The sequence below is a fragment of the Nitratireductor lacus genome, from assembly GCF_056431025.1.
Map to the genome: position 1 here is coordinate 39,192 of NZ_JBWKMB010000013.1, position 18,952 is coordinate 58,143.

An 18,952-nucleotide genomic window follows, 5' to 3' on the forward strand; every position below is an offset into this window, starting at 1 on the left:
GCGCAGGCTTCCAAACCAGCTTGTGTTGCCTCGGCATGGGATCATCTGCAAATGCCTAGCCGATTGCAGGCCGTGCCGCCAGTGCCGCGGACTGCGGCATGACGGCATTCGGGATCAGAGTTCGTAGAACTCGGCGATCTTCGCCCAGGCTTCCTCGGCCGTGTCGACGAAAGTGATCAGCTCATCGTCTCCAGGCGAGATCGTGCCCTGTTCGGCCAGGAAGGCCAGATTGATCGCGCCTTCCCAGAAATCCTTGCCGAACAGCACCACCGGTAAACGCTCCATGCGTCCGGTCTGGATCAGGGTCAGCGTCTCGAACAGTTCGTCCATTGTCCCGAAACCGCCGGGGAACACGGCGACCGCCTTCGCACGCATCATGAAATGCATCTTGCGGATCGCGAAATAGTGGAAGTTGAAGCAGAGCTCGGGCGTCACATAGAGGTTCGGTGCCTGTTCGTGCGGCAGCACGATGTTGAGGCCTATGGAGGGGGCACCGCAATCGGCAGCACCGCGATTGCCGGCTTCCATCACGCCGGGTCCGCCGCCCGTTACGACGACATATTCGCGGTAATAGGACTTGGCCGATTCTTCCGAGCAGAGCCGCGCGAATTTGCGGGCTTCCTGATAGTAGCGGCTGTTCTTTTCGAGATTCTTCTTCTGCGTCTCGTTCTTGGCGGCCCAGGCCTCTCCACCGGGCTCGGGCAGGCGCGCGCCACCGAAAAGGATCACCGTCGATCGGATGCCGCGTTCTGCAAGTGCCATTTCCGGCTTCAGGAGTTCGAGCTGCAGGCGCACCGGGCGCAGTTCGCGCCGGGTCATAAACTCCTCGTCATCCCAGGCAAGACGATAGGTTTCCGCGCGCGTCTGCGGTGTATCGGGCACCTGTCTTGCGCGACGCAGGTCTTCATCGGAATGCGGTAGAGGTGTCCAGCCGTTTTCGTCTTTTGAATCCATCGTCATTTATCCGTCCGTTGGCGCGTCCCCGCGCGATCCCGAGATTGACCCCTAGTGACGCTTCGCATAGTTTCCGCGCCGACCTGGGTCCTTCTCCCAAACTATGGCTGAGCCCTTAACAGCTTGTTCAATGGAGCCGCAAGCATGACGAACACCGATGCCGCCGCGCTGGAAAAGACAATTGAAAAGGCATTCGACGAGCGCGACGGCGTTTCGACCGACACACGCGGCGAGATTCGCGATGCGGTGGAAACCTCGCTCGGTCTGCTCGACAGCGGCAAGGCGCGTGTCGCCGAGCGTCAGGAGGACGGCTCCTGGAAGGTGAACCAGTGGCTCAAGAAGGCAGTGCTGCTTTCGTTCCGGCTGAACCCGATGCAGGTCATCAAGGGCGGGCCCGGCGATGCCGTCTGGTGGGACAAGGTCGCTTCCAAATTCGACGGCTGGAGCGCCAACGAGTTCGAGAAGGCCGGTTTCCGCGCGGTTCCCAACGCCGTTGTGCGCCACTCGGCCTATGTCGCGCCCGGTGTCGTGCTGATGCCCTCCTTCGTCAATCTCGGCGCCTATGTGGGCGAGGGCACCATGGTCGACACCTGGGCCACTGTCGGCTCCTGCGCGCAGATCGGCAAGAATGTTCATCTTTCCGGCGGCGTCGGCATCGGCGGCGTTCTGGAGCCCATGCAGGCCGGTCCCACCATCATCGAGGATCATTGCTTCATCGGTGCGCGCTCGGAGGTGGTCGAGGGCTGCATCGTGCGTGAAGGCTCGGTGCTCGGCATGGGCGTCTATATCGGCAAGTCGACCAAGATCGTCGACCGCGCCACGGGCGAGATCTTCTACGGCGAAGTCCCGCCCTATTCGGTGGTCGTCGCAGGCACCATGCCCGGCAAGAACGTACCGGGTGAAAACTGGGGTCCGAGCCTCTACTGCGCCGTGATCGTCAAGCGCGTCGATGAAAAGACCCGCTCCAAGACGTCGATCAACGAACTCCTGCGCGATTGACCGGCCTGCGGAGAAGCACAATGCCCAAGGGACAGATCGCCTGGCTGTTTTTCGGATTTTCCGGACGGGTAAGCCGTGCCGCCTTTTTCCTGGCGGGCATGCTTCTGGCGATCCTGCAGGCTTTTGCGCTCTATCGCTTCACCCTGGCGCCGGAGGGAAGCGGCGCCAGCGGCATGTGGGCCCTGCTTTTCTGGGGCCTGTTCTTCGTTTCGGTCTTCTCGTCCGTCGCGCTGGGCGTCAAGCGTCTGCATGATTTCGGCAAGCCGGGCATTTTTGCCGTTTCACTCTTCATCCCGATGGTGTCGATCCTCGCTTTTATCGTGCTTTGCCTCTATCCGGGCGATGCGGGCGCCAACGAATATGGTGATCGGACAAACGCGCCGAAGTCGTAGCCGAAAGGCTGGGCCGCTTGTTGCGTGACAGCGGCCTGATGTTGGATTATCCCTTGCGCATGACACTGCCGACCGATCCCGCCGCGAATCTCGCCGAACTCATCCGTTGCCCCTCCGTCACGCCGGCTGAAGGCCGAGCGCTTTCCGTGCTTCAGGGCATGCTGAAGGCGCTCGACTGCACGGTTGAACGCCCGGTCTTCTCCGAAGAGGGCACGCCCGACATCGAAAATCTCTATGGCAAGCTCGCAGGCCGGGGCCCGCATCTCATGTTTGCCGGTCACACCGATGTCGTCCCACCGGGCGATGAGAGCGCCTGGAAACATCCGCCCTTTGCCGCCGCCATTGCCGATGGCCAGATGTATGGCCGGGGCGCCGTCGACATGAAGGGCGGCATCGCCTGTTTCGTCGCCGCGCTCGCCCGCTATGTGGAAGCCCACGGCAGGCCGAAAGGCTCCGTCTCCTTCCTCATCACCGGCGACGAGGAAGGCCCGGCCATCAACGGCACGGTCAAGCTTCTTGAATGGGCCATGGAGCGCGGCGAGAAGTGGGACGCATCGATCGTCGGCGAACCCACCAATCCCGACCGGCTCGGCGACATGATCAAGATCGGCCGGCGCGGTTCGCTCACCGGGCGCATCACCGTCAACGGCCGCCAGGGTCATGTGGCTTATCCACACCGGGCAGACAATCCGGTGCCCGGCCTCATGCAGCTGCTTGGTGCACTCCTCGAAAAGCCCTTCGATGAAGGCACGGTCGATTTCCAGCCGAGCAATCTGGAAGTCACCACGGTTGACGTGGACAACACGGCGACAAACGTCATTCCCGCAAAGGCGACAGCGGTCTTCAACATCCGCTTCAACGACGCCTGGACCGTGGAAAGCCTGCAGGCCGAAATTCACAACAGGCTCGACCGCGCCGCAGAAGAAAATCGCCTGCGCAAAGGCGCCGAGCAGCCAGTCGATTTCGACATTGACTGGCTTGGCCGCCCGAGCCCCGTTTTCCTGACACGGGACGAGAAACTGGTCGAAACCCTGTCGGCTTCGGTCGAGGCCGTAGTCGGTGTACGCCCGGAACTTTCCACCTCCGGCGGCACCTCGGATGCACGCTTCATCAAGGACCATTGCCCCGTGGTGGAGTTCGGTCTTGTCGGCCAGACCATGCACATGGTCGATGAGCGGGTGGCGCTGTCCGATCTTGAAACCCTGACGCAGATCTATCTGCGTTTTCTTCAAGACTGGTTTGCCTGAATGCCCTCCTTCGCCGATATCCAGCAGTATTTTGCCGGTGTCTGGCGCATGATGATGGGGCGTTCGGAGGGGTTGCGCCTGCTTGATCTGTCGGCGGACGGTTTCTGGAATTCGTTTTTCGCCATTCTCGTCGCTGTTCCGCCCATGGTGGTGGGATGGGTGACGATTTCCAATGAACTGGCGGGTGCAGATGTTTTCAGCTCCCGCTTCTCACTGTTCGCGCGGTTGCTGCTGACGGACCTGGCGACCTGGGTCCTGCCCTACGTCATTCTGGCGCTCGCCGCGCGCCCAGCCGGCGTTGCCGATCGATTCGTGCATTACGTGGTGGCGAGCAACTGGGCCTCTGCCCTGTTTTCCTGGGTCATGCTTCCTGTCATGCTCCTCCAGCTGCTTTTGCCGGAGGCTGCCGATCTCACGGGCTTTTTGACCTTCCTCGTTTTCATCGGCACGATGATCCTGTCCTGGCGGCTCACCAATGTCGCCATCGGCAAGGGGCCAGCCGTCGCCACGGCTGTGTTCGCCGCCATGTTTGCGGCGTCCCTCGCGGTGCTTTTCACGGCAGAAGGGCTGCTTGGCCTGTCGCGCGGAGTGGGTTAGGGGCAGGGCCCAAGCAAGTCTCTCAGCGCGCGGCCGACAAAGCGGCAACCAGCGTCAGAAGGGCTGCCATTGCCGCGGCCGCTGGCAGTCCAAACCCGGCATAAACAGGGCCGAAGCCCAGCGTGCCGGCAAAGGCGGCGATATAGGTGGTGGCGCTGTTCAGCCCCATGATCGCGCCGCGTCTGGCGGGCGCGATGCCGCTCAGCCGCACGATCAGCATGTTGAGACCGAGATGGTTTGCCAGACCCCACACAAAGGCCACGGCAAGCAGAATGCCAAAGCTATGCGCGCCCCACATCATGAAGAGGTAGATTGCAGCCACGAAGGCAAAGGCAAAGGGCAGAAGATTGTGAGCGCCGAGGCGCTGAACGGGTCTGTCGAGCAGCACCGCTCCGCCAAATCCGAGCCCGTAGACCAGTGTCAAAAGTCCGTTTGCGCTAACGGGTTTGCCAAGTGCACCGGCAAGATGCGCGCCGATATAGCCATAGACGCCGTAGAACGAGGCCATGAAAGCACCGCAGGCCAGAAGCAGCGGAAGAAGACCCGGCGTGCGAAGGGCAGCCAGCGGCGCCATGGCGGGCTCGTCGGATGGCGTGTCGCGCCGCCCGTTGAGAGCCAGTATCAGAAAGGCGCCCACGGCCAGCAGACATACAAGGGCAAACACGGCGCGCCAGTGCAATATGTCAGCCAGCACCGCTGAAAGAGAGACACCCGCGACAAGACTGAGCGTCCAGCCTGTCAGAACGATCCCGACGGTTTCCGTCTCGCGCCCGGCAGGGGCAACCGTAGCCGCATTGGTGTAGATCGCCGGCAGGGCGACGCCCGCGGCAAGCCCCGCCACAAGCTGCGCGGCCACCAGCACCGCCAGAACCGGGGCGAGGGCGCTGACACCGAGTGCGGCTGCAAGCGCTGCAAAGGCCAGCCGCAGCATGCGCCATGCGCCGAGACGGTCGATATGGCGCGCCAGAAAAAGGGCGCTGCCGGCCGTGCCCAGGCCGAAAGCGGCCGAGGCGATCATCACACCCTGAACCGAAGCGTCGAGCGAACGCGAAACCTCCGGTGCGATCGGGGACAGAACAAGCGAGTTGCAGCCGATCACGGCGACGCATCCCGTCAGCAGAAAGACGGCCGGGGGAATGCGGCCGTCGAGCGCAAGCGCCAGAGGCTCTTCGATAGGTGTTTGATTGATCTTCGACATAAGCGCATAATGGCCGAATGAAATTAAGCATCAATCGGAAAATGCCGAACCATGAAAGAAACAGATGATATTCGCTCGCTGGCTGCCGCGACACAGCAGCTGGACCCGATGGACCGAAAAATATTAGCCGTTCTGGTCGAGGATGCGACAGTCAGCTACGCCGAGTTGGGCAAGCGGGTGGGCCTTTCTGCACCCGCCGCCCATGAACGGGTCAAGCGACTCAAGAAAAGCGGTGCGATTCGCCGCATGGCGGCGTTGATCGATCCGGGCGCGGTGGGCAAGGGGCTGCTCGCCTTCATCCATGTGGACACGAGCGGCTGGGGCAAGACGCCGGCATTGATGGCAATCGCCGAGTGTCCCGAGGTGGAAGAGGTCCATTCGGTGGCAGGCGATGCCTGCATGTTGCTGAAAGTGCGCGCGGCTTCGACCCGCGCGCTGGAAGGTCTTCTTGCCCGTCTCTATGACACGCCGGGCGTCAAGGCCACACGCAGCTATGTGGTGCTCTCCACCTATCTGGAGCGGCCACCGCAGCCGGGTGTCACCTTGTCATGGCCGGTGCCGAAGGCCGCGCGGCCTGTGGAGATCGCTCAGTAGTCGACGCGTGTCAGGTAAAGCCCGTGCGGCGGGGCGACCGGGCCGCAGGCCTTGCGATCGCGGGCTTCAAGCGCCGCCGTCACGTCGTCTGCACTCCAGCCACCTTCGCCCACACGCTTCAGCGTTCCCGCGAAGGACCGCACCTGGTTGTGCAGGAAGGAGCGGGCCGAGGCGCGGATCTCCACGAATTCGCCATTGCGGGTCACGTCCAGCTTCTCGAGCGTCTTGATCGGGCTTTTTGCCTGACACTGGGCCGCGCGGAACGTTGTGAAATCATGGGTTCCGACCAGCCGCTGAGCAGCCTCGTGCATCGCTTCCGCATCGAGCGGGGCCGCCACATGCCAGGCATGAGCGCGGTCCACTGTCAGTGGCGGGCGGCGATTGTGAATGCGGTAGAGATAGTGTCGGGCCTTGGCGGAAAAGCGTGCATCGAAATCGTCCGGCACCTGCGCAGCCTCAATCACGGCAACCGTCTCCTCCGCCATGGCGAGATGCGCATTGATCGCGTTCTGCACGGTGCGCGCCGTCCATTCGCGCGAAAGGTTGAAATGCGCCACCTGCGCCAGCGCGTGCACGCCGGTGTCGGTGCGTCCGGCGCCGAAAAGCGTCACCTCTTCGCCTGAAAAGGCGGCGATGGCGGTCTCCAGCGCGGCCTGCACGGAGTGATGGGTGGCCTGCCGCTGCCAGCCGAAATAGGGCCCGCCGTCATATTCGATGTCGATGCGAAAACGCGCCATGCTCAAAGCCCGCCCGCGCTTGAGGGACTGGCCGCGCGAAGTGCAATCAGGGTACTCATGGAAGCACGGTCCCTTTGCCGAGCTTCGCCCCGCGCAGGAAGTCCACGGCGCGCATCGGCTTGCCGCCGGCACGTTGCACTTCGGTCAGTCGTATCGCGCCATCGCCGCAGGCGATCGTCAGGGCGTCGTCCAGAACTTCACCGGGCACGCCTTTGCCGTCGGCGCGTTCGGCCCGCAAAAGCTTGACGCGCTCCGGCTTGCTGCCGAAGGTCATTTCGCACCAGGCGCCAGGGAAGGGTGAAAGCCCGCGAATGTGATCGTGAACCGCACGGGCAGGGCGGCTCCAGCCGACGCGGGTTTCGTCCTTCAGGATCTTCTTGGCATAGGTCGCGCCCTCCTCGGGCTGCGGTGTCAGCGTGAGCGCCCCTTTTTCGAGCGCATCCATGGCTTCGACCATGAGAGAAGCGCCCGTTTCCTTCAGCACATCGTGCAGTTCGCCGCCGGTCATGTCCGCGGTGATGACAACGCGGGATGTCATGGCCACGGGCCCGGTGTCGAGCCCTTCGTCCATCTTCATCACCATCATGCCGGTTTCTGTGTCGCCGGCCATGATCGCGCGTTGGATGGGAGCCGCCCCCCGCCAGCGGGGCAGCAGCGATGCATGGCCGTTGAAACAGCCAAGTCGCGTTCCGTCCAGAATGGGTTTGGGAAGAAGAAGCCCGTAGGCCACCACGATGGCCGCATCCGCATCGAGTGCGGCAAACGCGGCCTGTTCATCCTCGCCCTTGAGCGACTTCGGTGTCCTGACCTCGATGCCGAGCGCTTCGGCAGCCTGATGAACGGGCGACTTGGTAAGCTCCAGCCCGCGTCGTCCGGCAGGACGGGGTGGCTGCGAATAGACGGCGACAATCTCGTGCCCGGCATCGGCCAGCGCCTGCAATGTGCCGACCGAGAAATCCGGAGTGCCCATGAAGATGAGACGAAGTGCCATGCCGCGTGTCCGATGCGTTCAGTCAGTCAAACGAGCGCACCCGCGCTCCTGCGGTGCTTGAAGCGGATTTATCCGCTTCTGGTCAAGCCCCGCAGGGCCAATTGCCTCACATGGCAGGATTGGGTCAGCCGACCATGCGCGCGGGCGGGCGGTCCTTGGCGAGTTTCCTGAACTTGCGCACCACCATGTCGCGCTTGAGCTTCGACAGATAGTCGATGAACAGAACACCGTTCAGATGGTCGATCTCGTGCTGCAGGCATGTAGCGAGCAGTCCATCGGCTGCTACCGTCTGCTGCTTGCCGTCCAGATCGAAATAATTGACGGTCACGCCGGCAGGCCGCTCCACTTCCGCATAGTAATCGGGAATGGAAAGGCATCCTTCCTCATGCACATTGCGCGCATCGGTGCTGGCAACGATCTGCGGGTTGATCACCACCATCGGCGCCGGCTCTTCGTCCTTCTCCGAAACGTCGATCACCAGCATGCGCAACGGCTCGCCGACCTGAATGGCGGCAAGGCCGATGCCCGGCGCGTCATACATGGTTGCCAGCATGTCGTCGGCAAAGGTGCGTAGCTGATCGTCAAAGCGCTCGACCGGTCTGGAGGTTTCGCGCAGGATCGGGTCAGGAAGAAGAACAAGTGGTTTAATCGTCATGGCAGTCAGGTAAGCCCTGCCTGCGGGAACGTCAATACGGAACGCCTGTTCACGTTTTGGTCTTATGGTGCCATTGCGAATCGTCTAGAGTGCCGCGCATGAACGAGATGTCCGACATTTTCTCCACGCCCGTGGCGCAGCTCGGTGCCAGCACTTTCACGCTTGGCCAGTTCTTGCTTGCCGGCGGCGTCCTGCTTTTTGTGCTGATGGCCGTGCTTGTCACCGGCCTGTGGCGCGCGGCGCGCGCGCGGGCGGTGGCGGCGGCAGAGGCCGCCCAGCACGCCCGCGAGGCGGAGGCGCGCATGGCCGAGCTCACCCGGGCGCAGGCCGAGCTTCAGGGGCGCATGGGCTCGATAGCAGAAGTGTTCGGCAGCAGGCAGGCGGAATTGACCAAGGCCCTGTCCGACCGTCTCGACGGCATGAGCTCGCGGCTTGGCCAGTCCATCACCGAGCAGACCAGATCGACGCACGAGAATCTCGCAAAGCTGCAGGAGCGGCTGGCGGTCATCGACACGGCGCAGAACAACATTCAGTCGCTCGCCGGTCAGGTGGTGCAGCTTCAGCAGATTCTTTCCAACAAGCAGACGCGCGGCGCCTTCGGCCAGTCGCGCATGGAGGCGATCATCGCCGACGGCCTGCCGCACACGGCCTATGAGTTTCAGGCAACGCTCTCCAATGGCAGCCGACCCGACTGTGTCGTCAAGATGCCCAATGATGCGCCCTCGCTGGTGATCGACGCCAAATTCCCGCTTGAAGCGTGGAATGCCATCCGCGCGGCATCCGAGGGAGAGGGCGGTTCTCCCGAAGCCCGAAAGGCCGCAGAATCGGCGTTTCGCCGCGATGTCGAGGTGCATATCAAGGCGATCTCGGAAAAGTATCTGCTGACCGGCGAGACACAGGATACGGCCTTCATGTTCGTGCCGTCAGAATCCATCTTTGCCGAGATCCACGAAAATTTCGAAAACCTCATCCAACGTGCTCACCGGGCACGGGTGGTCATCGTTTCGCCGTCACTGCTCATGCTCTCCATTCAGGTCATTCAGGCCGTTCTGAAGGATGCACGCATGCGCGAGCAGGCACATTTGATTCAGGCCGAAGTGGTGCGCCTGATGGAGGATGTGGGCCGGCTTGATGACCGGGTGCGCAAGCTGCAGACCCATTTCATGCAGGCCAACAAGGACATCGACATGATCCTCACCTCGACCGACAAGGTCACCAAGCGCGGGGCTAAGATCGAGGCGCTGGAGCTGGGCGCGGGCGAGGCCGAAAAGTCCGGAGGAAGCGACAACCGTCTGGCGCCCAAAAAGTCGAACGATGAGGGCGGACCGGGTGGCGGACAACTGCGCCTGCGCGTGGTTGACGAATAAACCCTGTGTGCGCGGGAACGGTCGGGCCTCCGGGCTGAGGGGAAAGTGAAGATGGCGAGCGCTTCCGGTTCAGAGCCTGGCTACAGGCGCATGATCACGGCGCTCGGCATTGCCCAGATTTGCAGCTGGGGGTCGATCTTCTACAGTTTCCCGCTCATCGCCGAAGCGATGCGAGATGATCTCGGCTGGTCAAAACCGCTTCTCTACGGCGGTGCCACGGCGGGCCTGATCCTCGCTGCACTCGCCGCCTATCCGGTCGGGGCGGCGATCGACCGGGGGCAGGGGCGCTGGGTCATGAGCGGCGCGTCCCTCATGGCCGGGCTTCTCTATCTCCTGTGGTCGCGGGTCGACAGCATCGCCATGTTCTACGTGATCGTTCCACTGCTTGGCGGGCTTCAGGCGGCCACCCTCTATGAACCGGCCTTTGCGGTGCTTGCCCGCCGCGTCGGTGCGCTTGAGGCGCGGCGCGCCATCACCGCGCTCACGCTTTGGGGCGGCTTCGCCAGCACCGTGTTCGTGCCGCTGGTTCAATGGCTTATCGACGCGCTCGACTGGCGCGGAGCGCTGATGGTGCTGGGCGCAATCAACGCCTTCCTCTGCGCAAGCCTTTATGTCGCGGTGATCGATCCCTCGAAAGACAGGCCGAAAGAGCCGGCGGGAGAGACGGGAAAGCCGGAGTTCGCCGGTCGCGCTGCCGTTTCCTGGGCGTTTCGCCAGCCGGTCTTCTGGGCGCTGGTTCTGTTTCTCGTGCTTTATGCCGGCGTTTTCTCCAGCCTGAGCTTTCACATCTATCCACTGCTTCTGGAGCGCGGGCTGAGTGCCGGCGAAGTCGTCAGCATCGTCGCCGTGATCGGTCCCGCGCAGGTGGCCGGTCGTATCGCCATCTGGACCTTTGCGCCCGACGCGCCCGTCCGCCGCATCGGCGCGATCATGGTGGGGGTCTTTCCGCTGGTGCTCATCGGCTACGCTTTCGCACCACCGCACATGCTGGTAATCGCTGCCATTGCCGCATTTTATGGCGCCGCCAATGGCATGATGACAATCGTGCGCGGGCTTGCCGTACCGGAAATGCTGAGCCGCGAGGCCTATGGCGCGATCAATGGCGCGCTCATCACCCCGTCCCGCATGGTGGAGGCGGTTGCGCCTCTGGGCGTTGCTGCCCTATGGGCGGCAAGCGGCGGATATGACCTTTATCTGATGCTCGCTTTCGCCGCGACACTGGTCATGGTCGGGGCGTTCTGGACGGCCTCATTCATGGCGCGCCCGAAATTCCCGAAAACCGCCTGAAACGGGGAAATTCCGTTTCATTTCGCGGATTTTTCCGGAATTCCGGTCGAAACTGCAGAAAACGATTCTAGCCTGAAAACCGCTCCGTCAGCGCGTCAAGAGCCGCCTGGTCAGACGCGGATCGCTCCCGAAGTGCTGTCACGAGACAGGCCTCGGAACGCAGGATAATTCCATCGTCAAGCACCTTCAGATGGTTGGCCGTGAGCGTCGATCCCGTCGAGGTGATATCGACGATCACGTCGGCCGAACCCGCCGCCGGCGCGCCTTCGGTCGCACCGAGGCTTTCCACGATCCGGTAGACCTGAATGCCGTGCTTCTGCGAGAAGAACTGCTGGGTCAGCCGCCAGTATTTCGTGGCGATCCTGAGGCGGCGTCCGTGCCGGTGGCGAAAGTCGGCGGCGACATCGTCGAGATCGGCCATGGTCGACACATCGAACCAGACCTCCGGCACCGCGACCACCACGTCTGCCCGGCCAAAGCCCAGCCTTGCGGCAATCTCCACCTTGCGCTGCCAGTCGGGGATGGTCTCGCGCACCAGGTCCTCGCCGGTCACGCCGAGATCGACCGTGCCGCGCTCCAGTTCGCGGGCGATTTCGGATGCGGAAAGGAAGGCGATCTCGACACCGTCCACGCCTTCGAGCGTGGCGCGGTAGCGCCGGTCGTTTTCCGGCAGGTGCACGGTCAGGCCGGCCTTTTCGAGCTGTGCCAGCGCGTTTTCCTTCAGGCGGCCCTTGGAGGGCAGGGCAAGGGTGATGCTCATGCCGCCGTCTCCTTCAGACCTGCCACGCGATCGAGCCAGATGGAAAAACCGACGCCGGGAATGGGCGTCTCCGCGCCCAGAAGGGTCAGAAGACGATCATAGCGCCCACCGCCAGCCAACACCGTGCCTGTGGGAGAGGCGATCTCGAACACGAAGCCGGTGTAATAATCGAGCGGGCGGCCGAAGCCGGCATCATAGGTCAGCGCGTCGAGCGGCAGGCCCTCGGCCTCGATGCGTTCCGCGCGCGCGGCGAAGGTTTCGAGCGCATCGTCGAGGATGAGCCCGTTCTCGGTGGCGAAGGCAGAAAGCCGCTCGCCCGCTTCGGCAAAGGGCACGCGCATGGAAACGAAAGCCTTCAGCGCGCTCATCGCTTCGTCCGTCAGCCGCACGCTGCGCAGTTCCGCCTTCTCGATCAGCCGCCGGGCGATCTCCTGCGGCGTGCGTCCGGCAGAAGGAGAAATCCCGGTCTCGTCCATCACCGTTGCAATGTGATCGGCAAGGGCGGGCTCATCGCCACGCGCCACGAGCCCGGCAACCGCGCGCGGCAGATTGGCTGCCCCCTGTGAGTTGGCCAGATCGTCGAGCGCGGCCTGCAGGAGCTTTTGCGAGCCGAAGGCGCGGGTCAGGCGCATCTGCCAGCCGCGCGGCAGGCCAAGGGCCGAAAGCACCGCTTCGAACACGGCCTGATCGCCAAGTGTGACGGAGAGCGCATGGCCCGGCAGAACACGCGTCAAAAGCGCATGCGCATCGGCCAGCGAGCGCGCATCCGCGCCGGCGCGGTCGCTTGCGCCAAGATCCTCGATGCCCGCCTGAAAGAACTCGGCTCCGCCCTCGCGCTGTTGTCGGAACACTTCACCCAGATAGGCGTAGCGCTGCGGCGTGGCTGCGCGCTTGTCGATATGGTCGCGGCAGACGGGAATGGTGAACTCGGGTCTGAGACAGAGATTGGCGCCGGTCTCGCTCTCCGTCAGGAAGATGCGGCGGCGCAAATCCTCGCCGGCCATGTCCAGAAACGGATCGGCCGGCTGGATGATGGCGATGTCGGTCAGCTCCGCATCGCGTTCGGCAAAGAGCGCGAAGATGTCGTCGGCGAAGTCGGGCGCGCGCAGGGTCATGTGGCGGTCTCCTGCCTTGCGCTTCGGGCAAAGGTCTCGCCTGATACCTGGCGACGGCGCTGCCCCTCATCCGCCTGCCGGCACCTTCTCCCCGCCAGCGGGGAGAAGGAGGATGGCCGCAACGTCGATGTCTCCCTCTCCCCGCTGGCGGGGAGAGGGTAAGGGTGAGGGGCGAGCACTGCGCTGCTGGAACCAGCGATGGCAGCTGTCATCACGCAGCCCCGCCGGCCTGCGCGGCAAGCATTTTGCGCACCGTCTCGACGAGATCGTCTTCGCTGACGGTCAGCTGCGCCACGCGGGCCTCGCGCCATTCCTCGTTGCTTTCGATCTCGGCGGAAAGCTTCTTGCCCTCGATCAGATCCTTGATCTGCACTTCGCCATTGGCGCGCTCGTCCGCGCCCTGAATGATGGCAAGCGGCGAACCGCGGCGGTCGGCGTATTTGAGCTGGTTTCCGAACTTCTTCCAGTTGCCCTGATACATCTCTGCGCGAATGCCTGCAGCGCGCAGGGTCTGCGTGAACTGCTGGTATTTCGCCATCGCCTCCGTGTCGCCATCCATGACGGTGACGAGGACCGGCGGCAGGACGGGGTCCTGACCGAGCTTGCCGAGATTTTTGAGCGCGGTCGCCAGACGCGACACGCCGATGGAAAAGCCGGTCGCCGGAACCGGCTGGCCACGGAAACGCGAGACGAGCCCGTCATACCGCCCGCCACCGCCAACAGAGCCGAAGCGCACGATCTCGCCCTTCTCATTGGGGATTTCGGCGGTCAGCTCGGCCTCGAAAACGGGGCCGGTGTAATATTCAAGGCCGCGTACGACGGAAAGATCAATCCTGATGCGATCGCCTTCATAACCTGCCGCCGCAATGAGATTGGCGATCATCCGCAGTTCTTCGACGCCTTCATCGAACATGCTGTTGACGGAGAAGGAAGATGAACGAGCTTCTTCTATTGACAACGAACTATGATAATCTCCATCTGCATCAGAAGCTGGAGTGGTTTGCTCAATAGTAGGGCGGATGACCTCTTCAAAAAGGCGATCCAATCGGGTTGCATTTAGAAGCTTCAGAATTGCTTCTACGGCATTTGTCGAAAGCCCAGCCCCCTTCGTAAAGTCGCCTTCGCCTTCCTTGCCGCCGTCCCAGCGACCTTCTTGAAGAAGCTTTCTGATTTCTTGGTCAGGAAACTTGTCCCTCTTGTCGATGGCCCGCAGCACGGTCAGCTTCTGCGCCTCGTCGGTGACGCCGATGGCCTCCATCACGCCGTCGAGCACCTTGCGGTTGTTGACGCGGATCACATACTGACCCTCTAGGCCCAGTGCTTCCATGACATCGGCCATCATCATGCACATTTCGGCATCGGCGGCGACGCCGGGCGCGCCCACCGTGTCGGCGTCGAACTGCATGAACTGGCGAAAACGGCCCGGTCCCGGTTTTTCGTTGCGGAACACATAGCCCGCCCGGTAGCTACGGTAGGGAAGCTGGATGTCGTTGAAATTCTCGGCCACGTGCCGGGCCAGCGGGGCGGTCAGGTCGTAGCGCAGTGAGAGCCACTGCTCGTCATCGTCCTGAACGGAGAACACGCCCTCATTGGGCCGGTCCTGATCGGGCAGGAATTTGCCGAGCGCGTCCGTGTATTCGAAGATCGGGGTCTCGACCGGGTCGAAACCATAGCGCTCATAGACCTCGCGGATCTTTGCGCACATCTCGTCCACGGCGCGAATGTCGCTCGCATGGCGGTCGACAAAGCCGCGTGGGAGCCTCGCCCGGGTCTTGTCAGCCTTTTTAGCCATGTCGAAATCCGTCCGTGAAAAGAAGAAAACCGCGCCCTGAAAGGGGGCGCGGCTGTCCTAGCCGATCAGAACCGAAGCGGCAAGGCCGCCCGGCGTCAGCCGACGATGCGCAGGTTGGAAAGCTCGTCGCCGATGGCCTTGAAGGCATCGTCCAGATCGCCGCCCGTGGCGTTCCAGAAGAGTTTCACCGGCTTGCCGTTGCCGTCCTTGCGCGTGCGCGAGTCGGACGAGCAGGCCTTCAGCGCGTCAATCTGCTTCTTTTCCGTGGAATCGCGGCTGTCGAGGTCGAGCGCAACCGTCATCACGATGATGTTGTCGCTCTTGGCGTTCTCGCAGATGGCGCTCATGTGGCTGGTCATCGCCGCCGAATAGTTGCTGTTTGAATAGTTGTATTCGCTGACACCGGTGGCGCCCTTGAAAAGACGGCTTTCGCCCGCCCGGTTCCGCACATAGCCATAATTGGAGTAGATCGACTTCGAACCGGCGAGGTCGTTTCCGCCGTAGCGATAATTGGAGCCGGAATAGCTCTGCGCGGTGATGCTTGTGGGCGTGTAGTAGGTGTTGGCGCCGTCGGTCAGAACGATCACCACCTTGTCATTGCCTTTTTCGGTGTCCGGACGGCCCTCGCTGAACGGCGCGCGGCCGGAAACCACCCGCCAGCCCCAGGCGAGACCTTCGGTGACATTGGTTGCACCGCCAGCATCCATGCCGTCGATGGCAGTATTGATCTTGTTCAGCCCTTCCACCTTGCCAACATCGGTCAGCGGCGTGATCGGCTTTGTGGTGCAGCTCGCATTCGGCCCTTCGCCGGCCCCGGTTGCAGCCGTCTCCGAAGGTTTGAAGTATTTGGGCATGTAGGCAAGATCCCTTGCGGGGTTTCTTCCCACATTGTCATCGTCATCCCACCAGTTGTTGTTGGCGGGGCGCCCTCCATCCGTCTGGTTTGTTTCGTCGGGCGCGAACATGGGAACGAAATAGGTTTCGGGTCTGCTGTTGACCGGCGCATCGTCGTTCAGATTGTACGGGTAGGGACGCATCTCCACGCAGCCGCCCCAGTTCGTGTAAGATGCGGTGACATCGACGTCTTTGTAGATCCAGCCTTCCCTGTAGCAGCGTCCGCCCCAGGAATAAGTGCAGCCCCACACGCGCTCGCGCTGGGTGCCCACGATCCGCTTCATTTCGTTGTAGAGCGTGAACCGCGTGACCTTCTGGCCTTCCTCTTCACCCCAGGCGCTGCCGCGCTTGTAGTAGACGCCACCGGACAATTCCACGCGCTTGTCCGGATTGTCGTCCTTCATGGTCGACCAGTCGAAATTCTCGTGGTGGATGGGCGAGCGGCCGTCCGTGTCCATCCAGCTTGCATTGGCATTGTTCGCGCCCACATTCACGGAAGCCGCGAACGGCACCACGCCGAACTGCACCGGTTTCTGGATCTGCTTCATCTGCGCGCCTTCGGCGGCGATGGTCTTCACGAGTTCCTTGGCGGCGTTCTTCAGGATTGCCAGACGCTTCTCGAAAGAGCCGGTCGAAGTGTAGTCCATGGAGCCCGAATTATCGAGCACGAGGGCCACTTCCAGCGTGTTTTTGAGCCGGACCTCGCTTTGTGCGCGGAAATCGATTTTCTGTTCCGCATCGGCAGCCTCCCCGCGCAGCTTCTGAAACACGGGATAGAAGATAGGGGCGTACTTCAGTTCCGCTTCCAGCTTCAGCGTGCCGCCACCGGTGTTCTGATTGGGCAGGGTGATGATGAGTCTCGTATTCTCCGGCTTCACGCCGCCGAGGTTCGCTTTGAAGAAGTCCAGTGCGTAGGCCTTGGCCTCCTCGTCGGTGGCACCCTGGGTGAGATAGCGGGCGGTTGCGATGCCGGCGGCATCCAGCGCGTTGAGCGTCATCTGCCGCTGGCGCGAAATCTGGCTGTAATCCACCACGAGCGCGGCAACACCCATGATCGGCGCCATGGCAAGCGCCGTCATCATGGCGAAATTGCCGCGACGGTCATGCACGAATTTCCTGAGCATTTGTGCCACCCCAATATCAGTGCTGGCCCAAAATCGCCCTTGAGTGCTTAACCGGTCGTAACTGGTGCGATCGCGGATGTTTTATTGGTTCCCACCGGGTTAACCCCCTGTTGCAAATGCGTGGCAAATTGCCCGTGCCGATAAAACCGGGTGACAGCGAAGCCCGCATCCGATAATTCCCGGCCTGAGCCATTCCCGCCGCATCCTCAAATGTCCGAGACGACCCGTTTTCCCATGCCACAGGCCCCGCAGATCATCGATACACTCGACCGCCTTACCGGTTCCTATGACGCCGTCCTGTGCGATGTGTGGGGCGTGGTGCACAACGGCGTCAGCGTTTTTCCAGAGGCGTGCGCAGCGCTTTCGCGGGCGCGTGCCGCCGGCAAGGCGGTTGTGCTGATCACCAATTCGCCGCGTCCGCACCGGGGCGTCGAGGAGCAGCTTGGCGTGCTTGGCGTTCCCGACGACGCGTGGGACCGTGTCGTGACATCCGGCGATGTCACCCGCGACCTGATCCGCACCGCGCCGCGCCGTCTCTTTCACATCGGACCGGACCGGGACCAGGCAATCTTCGACGGGATCGACGTGGATCTTGTCGAGGATTTCGAGGCTTCGGGTGTGGTGTGCACGGGGCTGTTCGACGACGAGAACGAGACGCCCGAGGATTATGCGGAAATGCTGGAGCGCCTCAGGATGCGCGATCTTCCGTTTATCTGCGCCAATCCCGACATCATCGTTGAGCGCGGCGACCGGCATATCTGGTGCGCCGGCGCGCTGGCGCGCGACTACGGTCTTCTGGGCGGCCGCACGCTGATTGCCGGCAAGCCGCATCGTCCGATCTATGAGGCGGCGTTCAAGGCGGCTGGCGAGATCATGGGGCGCGAGCTGGCGCGCGACAGGGCGCTGGCCATCGGCGATGGCGTGCTGACAGATGTGAAGGGCGCGGATCAGTACGGCATCGACGTGCTCTTCGTCACCGATGGCATCCATGCGCGCGAATATGGCAATGGCCAGGGGCCCGAGCCCGAGCGGCTCGCCGCGTTTCTGGAAACGCACGGCCACAATCCCGTGGCGGCCATTCCGCGTCTCAGATAGGGTGTGCGCGTGGCCGGTCCGATCAAGCGCATTGCATATCTGAAGGATTTGCCCGCCGCCCGGCGCGGCGGTGTGGTCGCCATTGGCAATTTTGATGGTGTGCATCGCGGGCATCAGTCAGTGCTCGAACCCGCGCTGGAGATCGCCCGGCGCGAAAGGGTGCCGGCGCTCGTTCTCACCTTCGAGCCGCATCCGCGCCAGGTCTTCCGGCCCGATGTCCCGCTTTTTCGCCTCACGCCTGCGCCCATGAAGGCCGAACTTCTCGGCGCGCTCGGCTTCGATGTGGTGGTCGAACAGCACTTCGACCGCGCATTCTCCGGCCTTTCGCCGGAGGAATTCGTCAGCTCCGTGCTGGTTGCGGGCCTTGGCATCACCCATGTGGTGACGGGTTTCGACTTTCATTTCGGAAAAAACCGGGGCGGCACGCCCGAACTCCTCGCAGCCGCAGGAAAGGAAAACGGTTTCGGCGTCACCGTGGTCGATGCCTATGCCGACGAGGGCGGGGCGGTCATTTCCTCAAGCCGCATTCGCGGTCTTCTGGCGGAAGGCGAGGTGGCGGAAGCGGCCGGTCTTCTCGGCTATCGCCATACGGTAGAGGCCGAGGTGAGCGGAGGCCAGAAGCTTGGCCGCACGCTGGGTTTCCCGACGGCCAACATGGCGCTCCCGCCTGAGACCGATCTGCGCCACGGCATCTATGCGGTGCGCTTTCGCCGGGCCGATGGCACACTGCACAATGGCGTTGCCAGTTTCGGCCGCCGCCCGACCGTGACGGAAGAGGGCGCGCCGCTTCTGGAAACCTTCCTGTTCGACTTCGACGGCGATCTCTACGGCGAAACCTGCTCGGTCTCGCTGTTTTCTTTCCTGCGCGGCGAGGAGAAGTTCGACGGGCTCGATCCGCTGGTGGCGCAGATGAAGCGCGACGAGGCGGAAGTCCGCGCGCTGCTTGCCGGGGTGAAGCCCATATCCGCCCTCGATACGGTGCTCGCATTCGACGGGTTGGTCGTGTGAGGCCATTCGCCTCTTTATTCTTGGCGCAGCGTCGGCTAAAAGCCCTTCCCATGATGACACGCGCCGGTTTCATACCGATTGCCATACGAATTATTGGCCCGGCCTTCCGTGCGGCCTGAGTGCTGCGGAAGGTCCGGGTTTGCCGC

General features: G+C 62.8%; 18 protein-coding genes. 9 read left to right on the forward strand and 9 right to left on the reverse strand.

Translation table 11 applies throughout. The features are described from left to right. Nucleotides 1–114: 114 nt before the first annotated feature. Nucleotides 115–954: an LOG family protein gene (locus AC07E3_RS12490; RefSeq protein ID WP_336067605.1), complete on the reverse strand. Its 840-nt coding sequence runs from the start codon at nt 952–954 to the stop codon at nt 115–117. Nucleotides 955–1,098: 144 nt separating this feature from the next. On the opposite strand from AC07E3_RS12490, the gene dapD reads away from it, so the two are divergent. Genes dapD through AC07E3_RS12510 form a run of 4 tightly spaced genes read left to right on the forward strand, consistent with a single transcriptional unit; the run spans nt 1,099 to nt 4,189 of the window. Further along, the gene (dapD, locus tag AC07E3_RS12495) at nt 1,099–1,953 is read left to right on the forward strand and encodes a 2,3,4,5-tetrahydropyridine-2,6-dicarboxylate N-succinyltransferase (protein ID WP_336066643.1); all 855 of its coding nucleotides are present in this window, start codon (nt 1,099–1,101) and stop codon (nt 1,951–1,953) included. 20 nt (nt 1,954–1,973) lie between these two features. After that, on the forward strand, nt 1,974–2,345 hold the full coding sequence (locus AC07E3_RS12500) for a DUF805 domain-containing protein (protein ID WP_478362255.1): 372 nt from the start codon (nt 1,974–1,976) through the stop codon (nt 2,343–2,345). Between the two features lie 59 nt (nt 2,346–2,404). After that, on the forward strand, nt 2,405–3,592 hold the full coding sequence (dapE, locus tag AC07E3_RS12505; protein ID WP_478362397.1) for a succinyl-diaminopimelate desuccinylase: 1,188 nt from the start codon (nt 2,405–2,407) through the stop codon (nt 3,590–3,592). Further along, entirely contained in the window at nt 3,593–4,189 is a 597-nt protein-coding gene (locus AC07E3_RS12510; protein ID WP_065816295.1) for a transporter, read from the forward strand. 22 nt (nt 4,190–4,211) lie between these two features. Here AC07E3_RS12510 and AC07E3_RS12515 read toward each other — a convergent pair whose 3' ends face one another. After that, complete coding sequence (locus AC07E3_RS12515; protein WP_478362258.1) at nt 4,212–5,387, reverse strand: MFS transporter; 1,176 nt, start codon at nt 5,385–5,387, stop codon at nt 4,212–4,214. A gap of 51 nt (nt 5,388–5,438) precedes the next feature. On the opposite strand from AC07E3_RS12515, the gene AC07E3_RS12520 reads away from it, so the two are divergent. Continuing rightward, nucleotides 5,439–5,981: an Lrp/AsnC family transcriptional regulator gene (locus AC07E3_RS12520; RefSeq protein WP_065816293.1), complete on the forward strand. Its 543-nt coding sequence runs from the start codon at nt 5,439–5,441 to the stop codon at nt 5,979–5,981. Here AC07E3_RS12520 and truA read toward each other — a convergent pair. The 3 genes from truA to def all read right to left on the reverse strand — a co-directional run bounded on the left by truA (nt 5,975) and on the right by def (nt 8,364). Next, on the reverse strand, nt 5,975–6,718 hold the full coding sequence (truA, locus tag AC07E3_RS12525) for a tRNA pseudouridine(38-40) synthase TruA (protein ID WP_478362260.1): 744 nt from the start codon (nt 6,716–6,718) through the stop codon (nt 5,975–5,977). The genes AC07E3_RS12520 and truA overlap by 7 nt on opposite strands. Before the next feature lie 55 nt (nt 6,719–6,773). Beyond that, on the reverse strand, nt 6,774–7,709 hold the full coding sequence (gene fmt, locus AC07E3_RS12530) for a methionyl-tRNA formyltransferase (protein WP_478362262.1): 936 nt from the start codon (nt 7,707–7,709) through the stop codon (nt 6,774–6,776). Between the two features lie 124 nt (nt 7,710–7,833). Continuing rightward, complete coding sequence (gene def, locus AC07E3_RS12535; RefSeq protein ID WP_478362264.1) at nt 7,834–8,364, reverse strand: peptide deformylase; 531 nt, start codon at nt 8,362–8,364, stop codon at nt 7,834–7,836. A gap of 98 nt (nt 8,365–8,462) precedes the next feature. Here def and AC07E3_RS12540 point away from each other — a divergent pair, with 98 nt between their 5' ends. Both AC07E3_RS12540 and AC07E3_RS12545 read left to right on the forward strand, forming a co-directional pair. Beyond that, the gene (locus AC07E3_RS12540; RefSeq protein WP_478362266.1) at nt 8,463–9,731 is read left to right on the forward strand and encodes a DNA recombination protein RmuC; all 1,269 of its coding nucleotides are present in this window, start codon (nt 8,463–8,465) and stop codon (nt 9,729–9,731) included. Nucleotides 9,732–9,782: 51 nt separating this feature from the next. After that, nucleotides 9,783–11,018 carry an MFS transporter gene (locus AC07E3_RS12545; RefSeq protein ID WP_478362268.1) on the forward strand — a complete coding sequence of 412 codons (1,236 nt, stop codon included), beginning with the start codon at nt 9,783–9,785 and terminating at the stop codon, nt 11,016–11,018. Nucleotides 11,019–11,085: 67 nt separating this feature from the next. On the opposite strand, the gene hisG is transcribed toward AC07E3_RS12545, so the two are convergent. The 4 genes from hisG to AC07E3_RS12565 form a co-directional block, all read right to left on the reverse strand. Then, the gene (gene hisG, locus AC07E3_RS12550) at nt 11,086–11,778 is read right to left on the reverse strand and encodes an ATP phosphoribosyltransferase (RefSeq protein WP_478362270.1); all 693 of its coding nucleotides are present in this window, start codon (nt 11,776–11,778) and stop codon (nt 11,086–11,088) included. Beyond that, complete coding sequence (locus AC07E3_RS12555; protein ID WP_478362272.1) at nt 11,775–12,893, reverse strand: ATP phosphoribosyltransferase regulatory subunit; 1,119 nt, start codon at nt 12,891–12,893, stop codon at nt 11,775–11,777. Before AC07E3_RS12555 ends, hisG begins: the two co-directional genes overlap by 4 nt. 211 nt (nt 12,894–13,104) lie before the next feature. After that, nucleotides 13,105–14,685: a histidine--tRNA ligase gene (hisS, locus tag AC07E3_RS12560; protein ID WP_478362274.1), complete on the reverse strand. Its 1,581-nt coding sequence runs from the start codon at nt 14,683–14,685 to the stop codon at nt 13,105–13,107. A gap of 95 nt (nt 14,686–14,780) precedes the next feature. Then, nucleotides 14,781–16,703, reverse strand: a complete 1,923-nt coding sequence (locus AC07E3_RS12565; RefSeq protein ID WP_478362276.1) for a TadE/TadG family type IV pilus assembly protein — start codon at nt 16,701–16,703, stop codon at nt 14,781–14,783. A 234-nt stretch (nt 16,704–16,937) separates the two neighbouring features. On the opposite strand from AC07E3_RS12565, the gene AC07E3_RS12570 reads away from it, so the two are divergent. After that, nucleotides 16,938–17,798 (forward strand): TIGR01459 family HAD-type hydrolase, encoded by an 861-nt coding sequence (locus tag AC07E3_RS12570; protein ID WP_090330030.1) that lies wholly within the window; start codon nt 16,938–16,940, stop codon nt 17,796–17,798. 9 nt (nt 17,799–17,807) lie between these two features. Further along, entirely contained in the window at nt 17,808–18,806 is a 999-nt protein-coding gene (locus AC07E3_RS12575) for a bifunctional riboflavin kinase/FAD synthetase (protein ID WP_478362278.1), read from the forward strand. Nucleotides 18,807–18,952 lie beyond the last annotated feature (146 nt).

Coding starts and splice junctions, on each gene's coding strand:
- AC07E3_RS12490 (WP_336067605.1), bottom strand. CDS start 954: ATGGATTCAAAAGACGAAAACGGCTGGACACCTCTACCGCATTCCGAT.
- dapD (WP_336066643.1), top strand. CDS start 1,099: ATGACGAACACCGATGCCGCCGCGCTGGAAAAGACAATTGAAAAGGCA.
- AC07E3_RS12500 (WP_478362255.1), top strand. CDS start 1,974: ATGCCCAAGGGACAGATCGCCTGGCTGTTTTTCGGATTTTCCGGACGG.
- dapE (WP_478362397.1), top strand. CDS start 2,405: ATGACACTGCCGACCGATCCCGCCGCGAATCTCGCCGAACTCATCCGT.
- AC07E3_RS12510 (WP_065816295.1), top strand. CDS start 3,593: ATGCCCTCCTTCGCCGATATCCAGCAGTATTTTGCCGGTGTCTGGCGC.
- AC07E3_RS12515 (WP_478362258.1), bottom strand. CDS start 5,387: ATGTCGAAGATCAATCAAACACCTATCGAAGAGCCTCTGGCGCTTGCG.
- AC07E3_RS12520 (WP_065816293.1), top strand. CDS start 5,439: ATGAAAGAAACAGATGATATTCGCTCGCTGGCTGCCGCGACACAGCAG.
- truA (WP_478362260.1), bottom strand. CDS start 6,718: ATGGCGCGTTTTCGCATCGACATCGAATATGACGGCGGGCCCTATTTC.
- fmt (WP_478362262.1), bottom strand. CDS start 7,709: ATGGCACTTCGTCTCATCTTCATGGGCACTCCGGATTTCTCGGTCGGC.
- def (WP_478362264.1), bottom strand. CDS start 8,364: ATGACGATTAAACCACTTGTTCTTCTTCCTGACCCGATCCTGCGCGAA.
- AC07E3_RS12540 (WP_478362266.1), top strand. CDS start 8,463: ATGAACGAGATGTCCGACATTTTCTCCACGCCCGTGGCGCAGCTCGGT.
- AC07E3_RS12545 (WP_478362268.1), top strand. CDS start 9,783: ATGGCGAGCGCTTCCGGTTCAGAGCCTGGCTACAGGCGCATGATCACG.
- hisG (WP_478362270.1), bottom strand. CDS start 11,778: ATGAGCATCACCCTTGCCCTGCCCTCCAAGGGCCGCCTGAAGGAAAAC.
- AC07E3_RS12555 (WP_478362272.1), bottom strand. CDS start 12,893: ATGACCCTGCGCGCGCCCGACTTCGCCGACGACATCTTCGCGCTCTTT.
- hisS (WP_478362274.1), bottom strand. CDS start 14,685: ATGGCTAAAAAGGCTGACAAGACCCGGGCGAGGCTCCCACGCGGCTTT.
- AC07E3_RS12565 (WP_478362276.1), bottom strand. CDS start 16,703: ATGCTCAGGAAATTCGTGCATGACCGTCGCGGCAATTTCGCCATGATG.
- AC07E3_RS12570 (WP_090330030.1), top strand. CDS start 16,938: ATGCCACAGGCCCCGCAGATCATCGATACACTCGACCGCCTTACCGGT.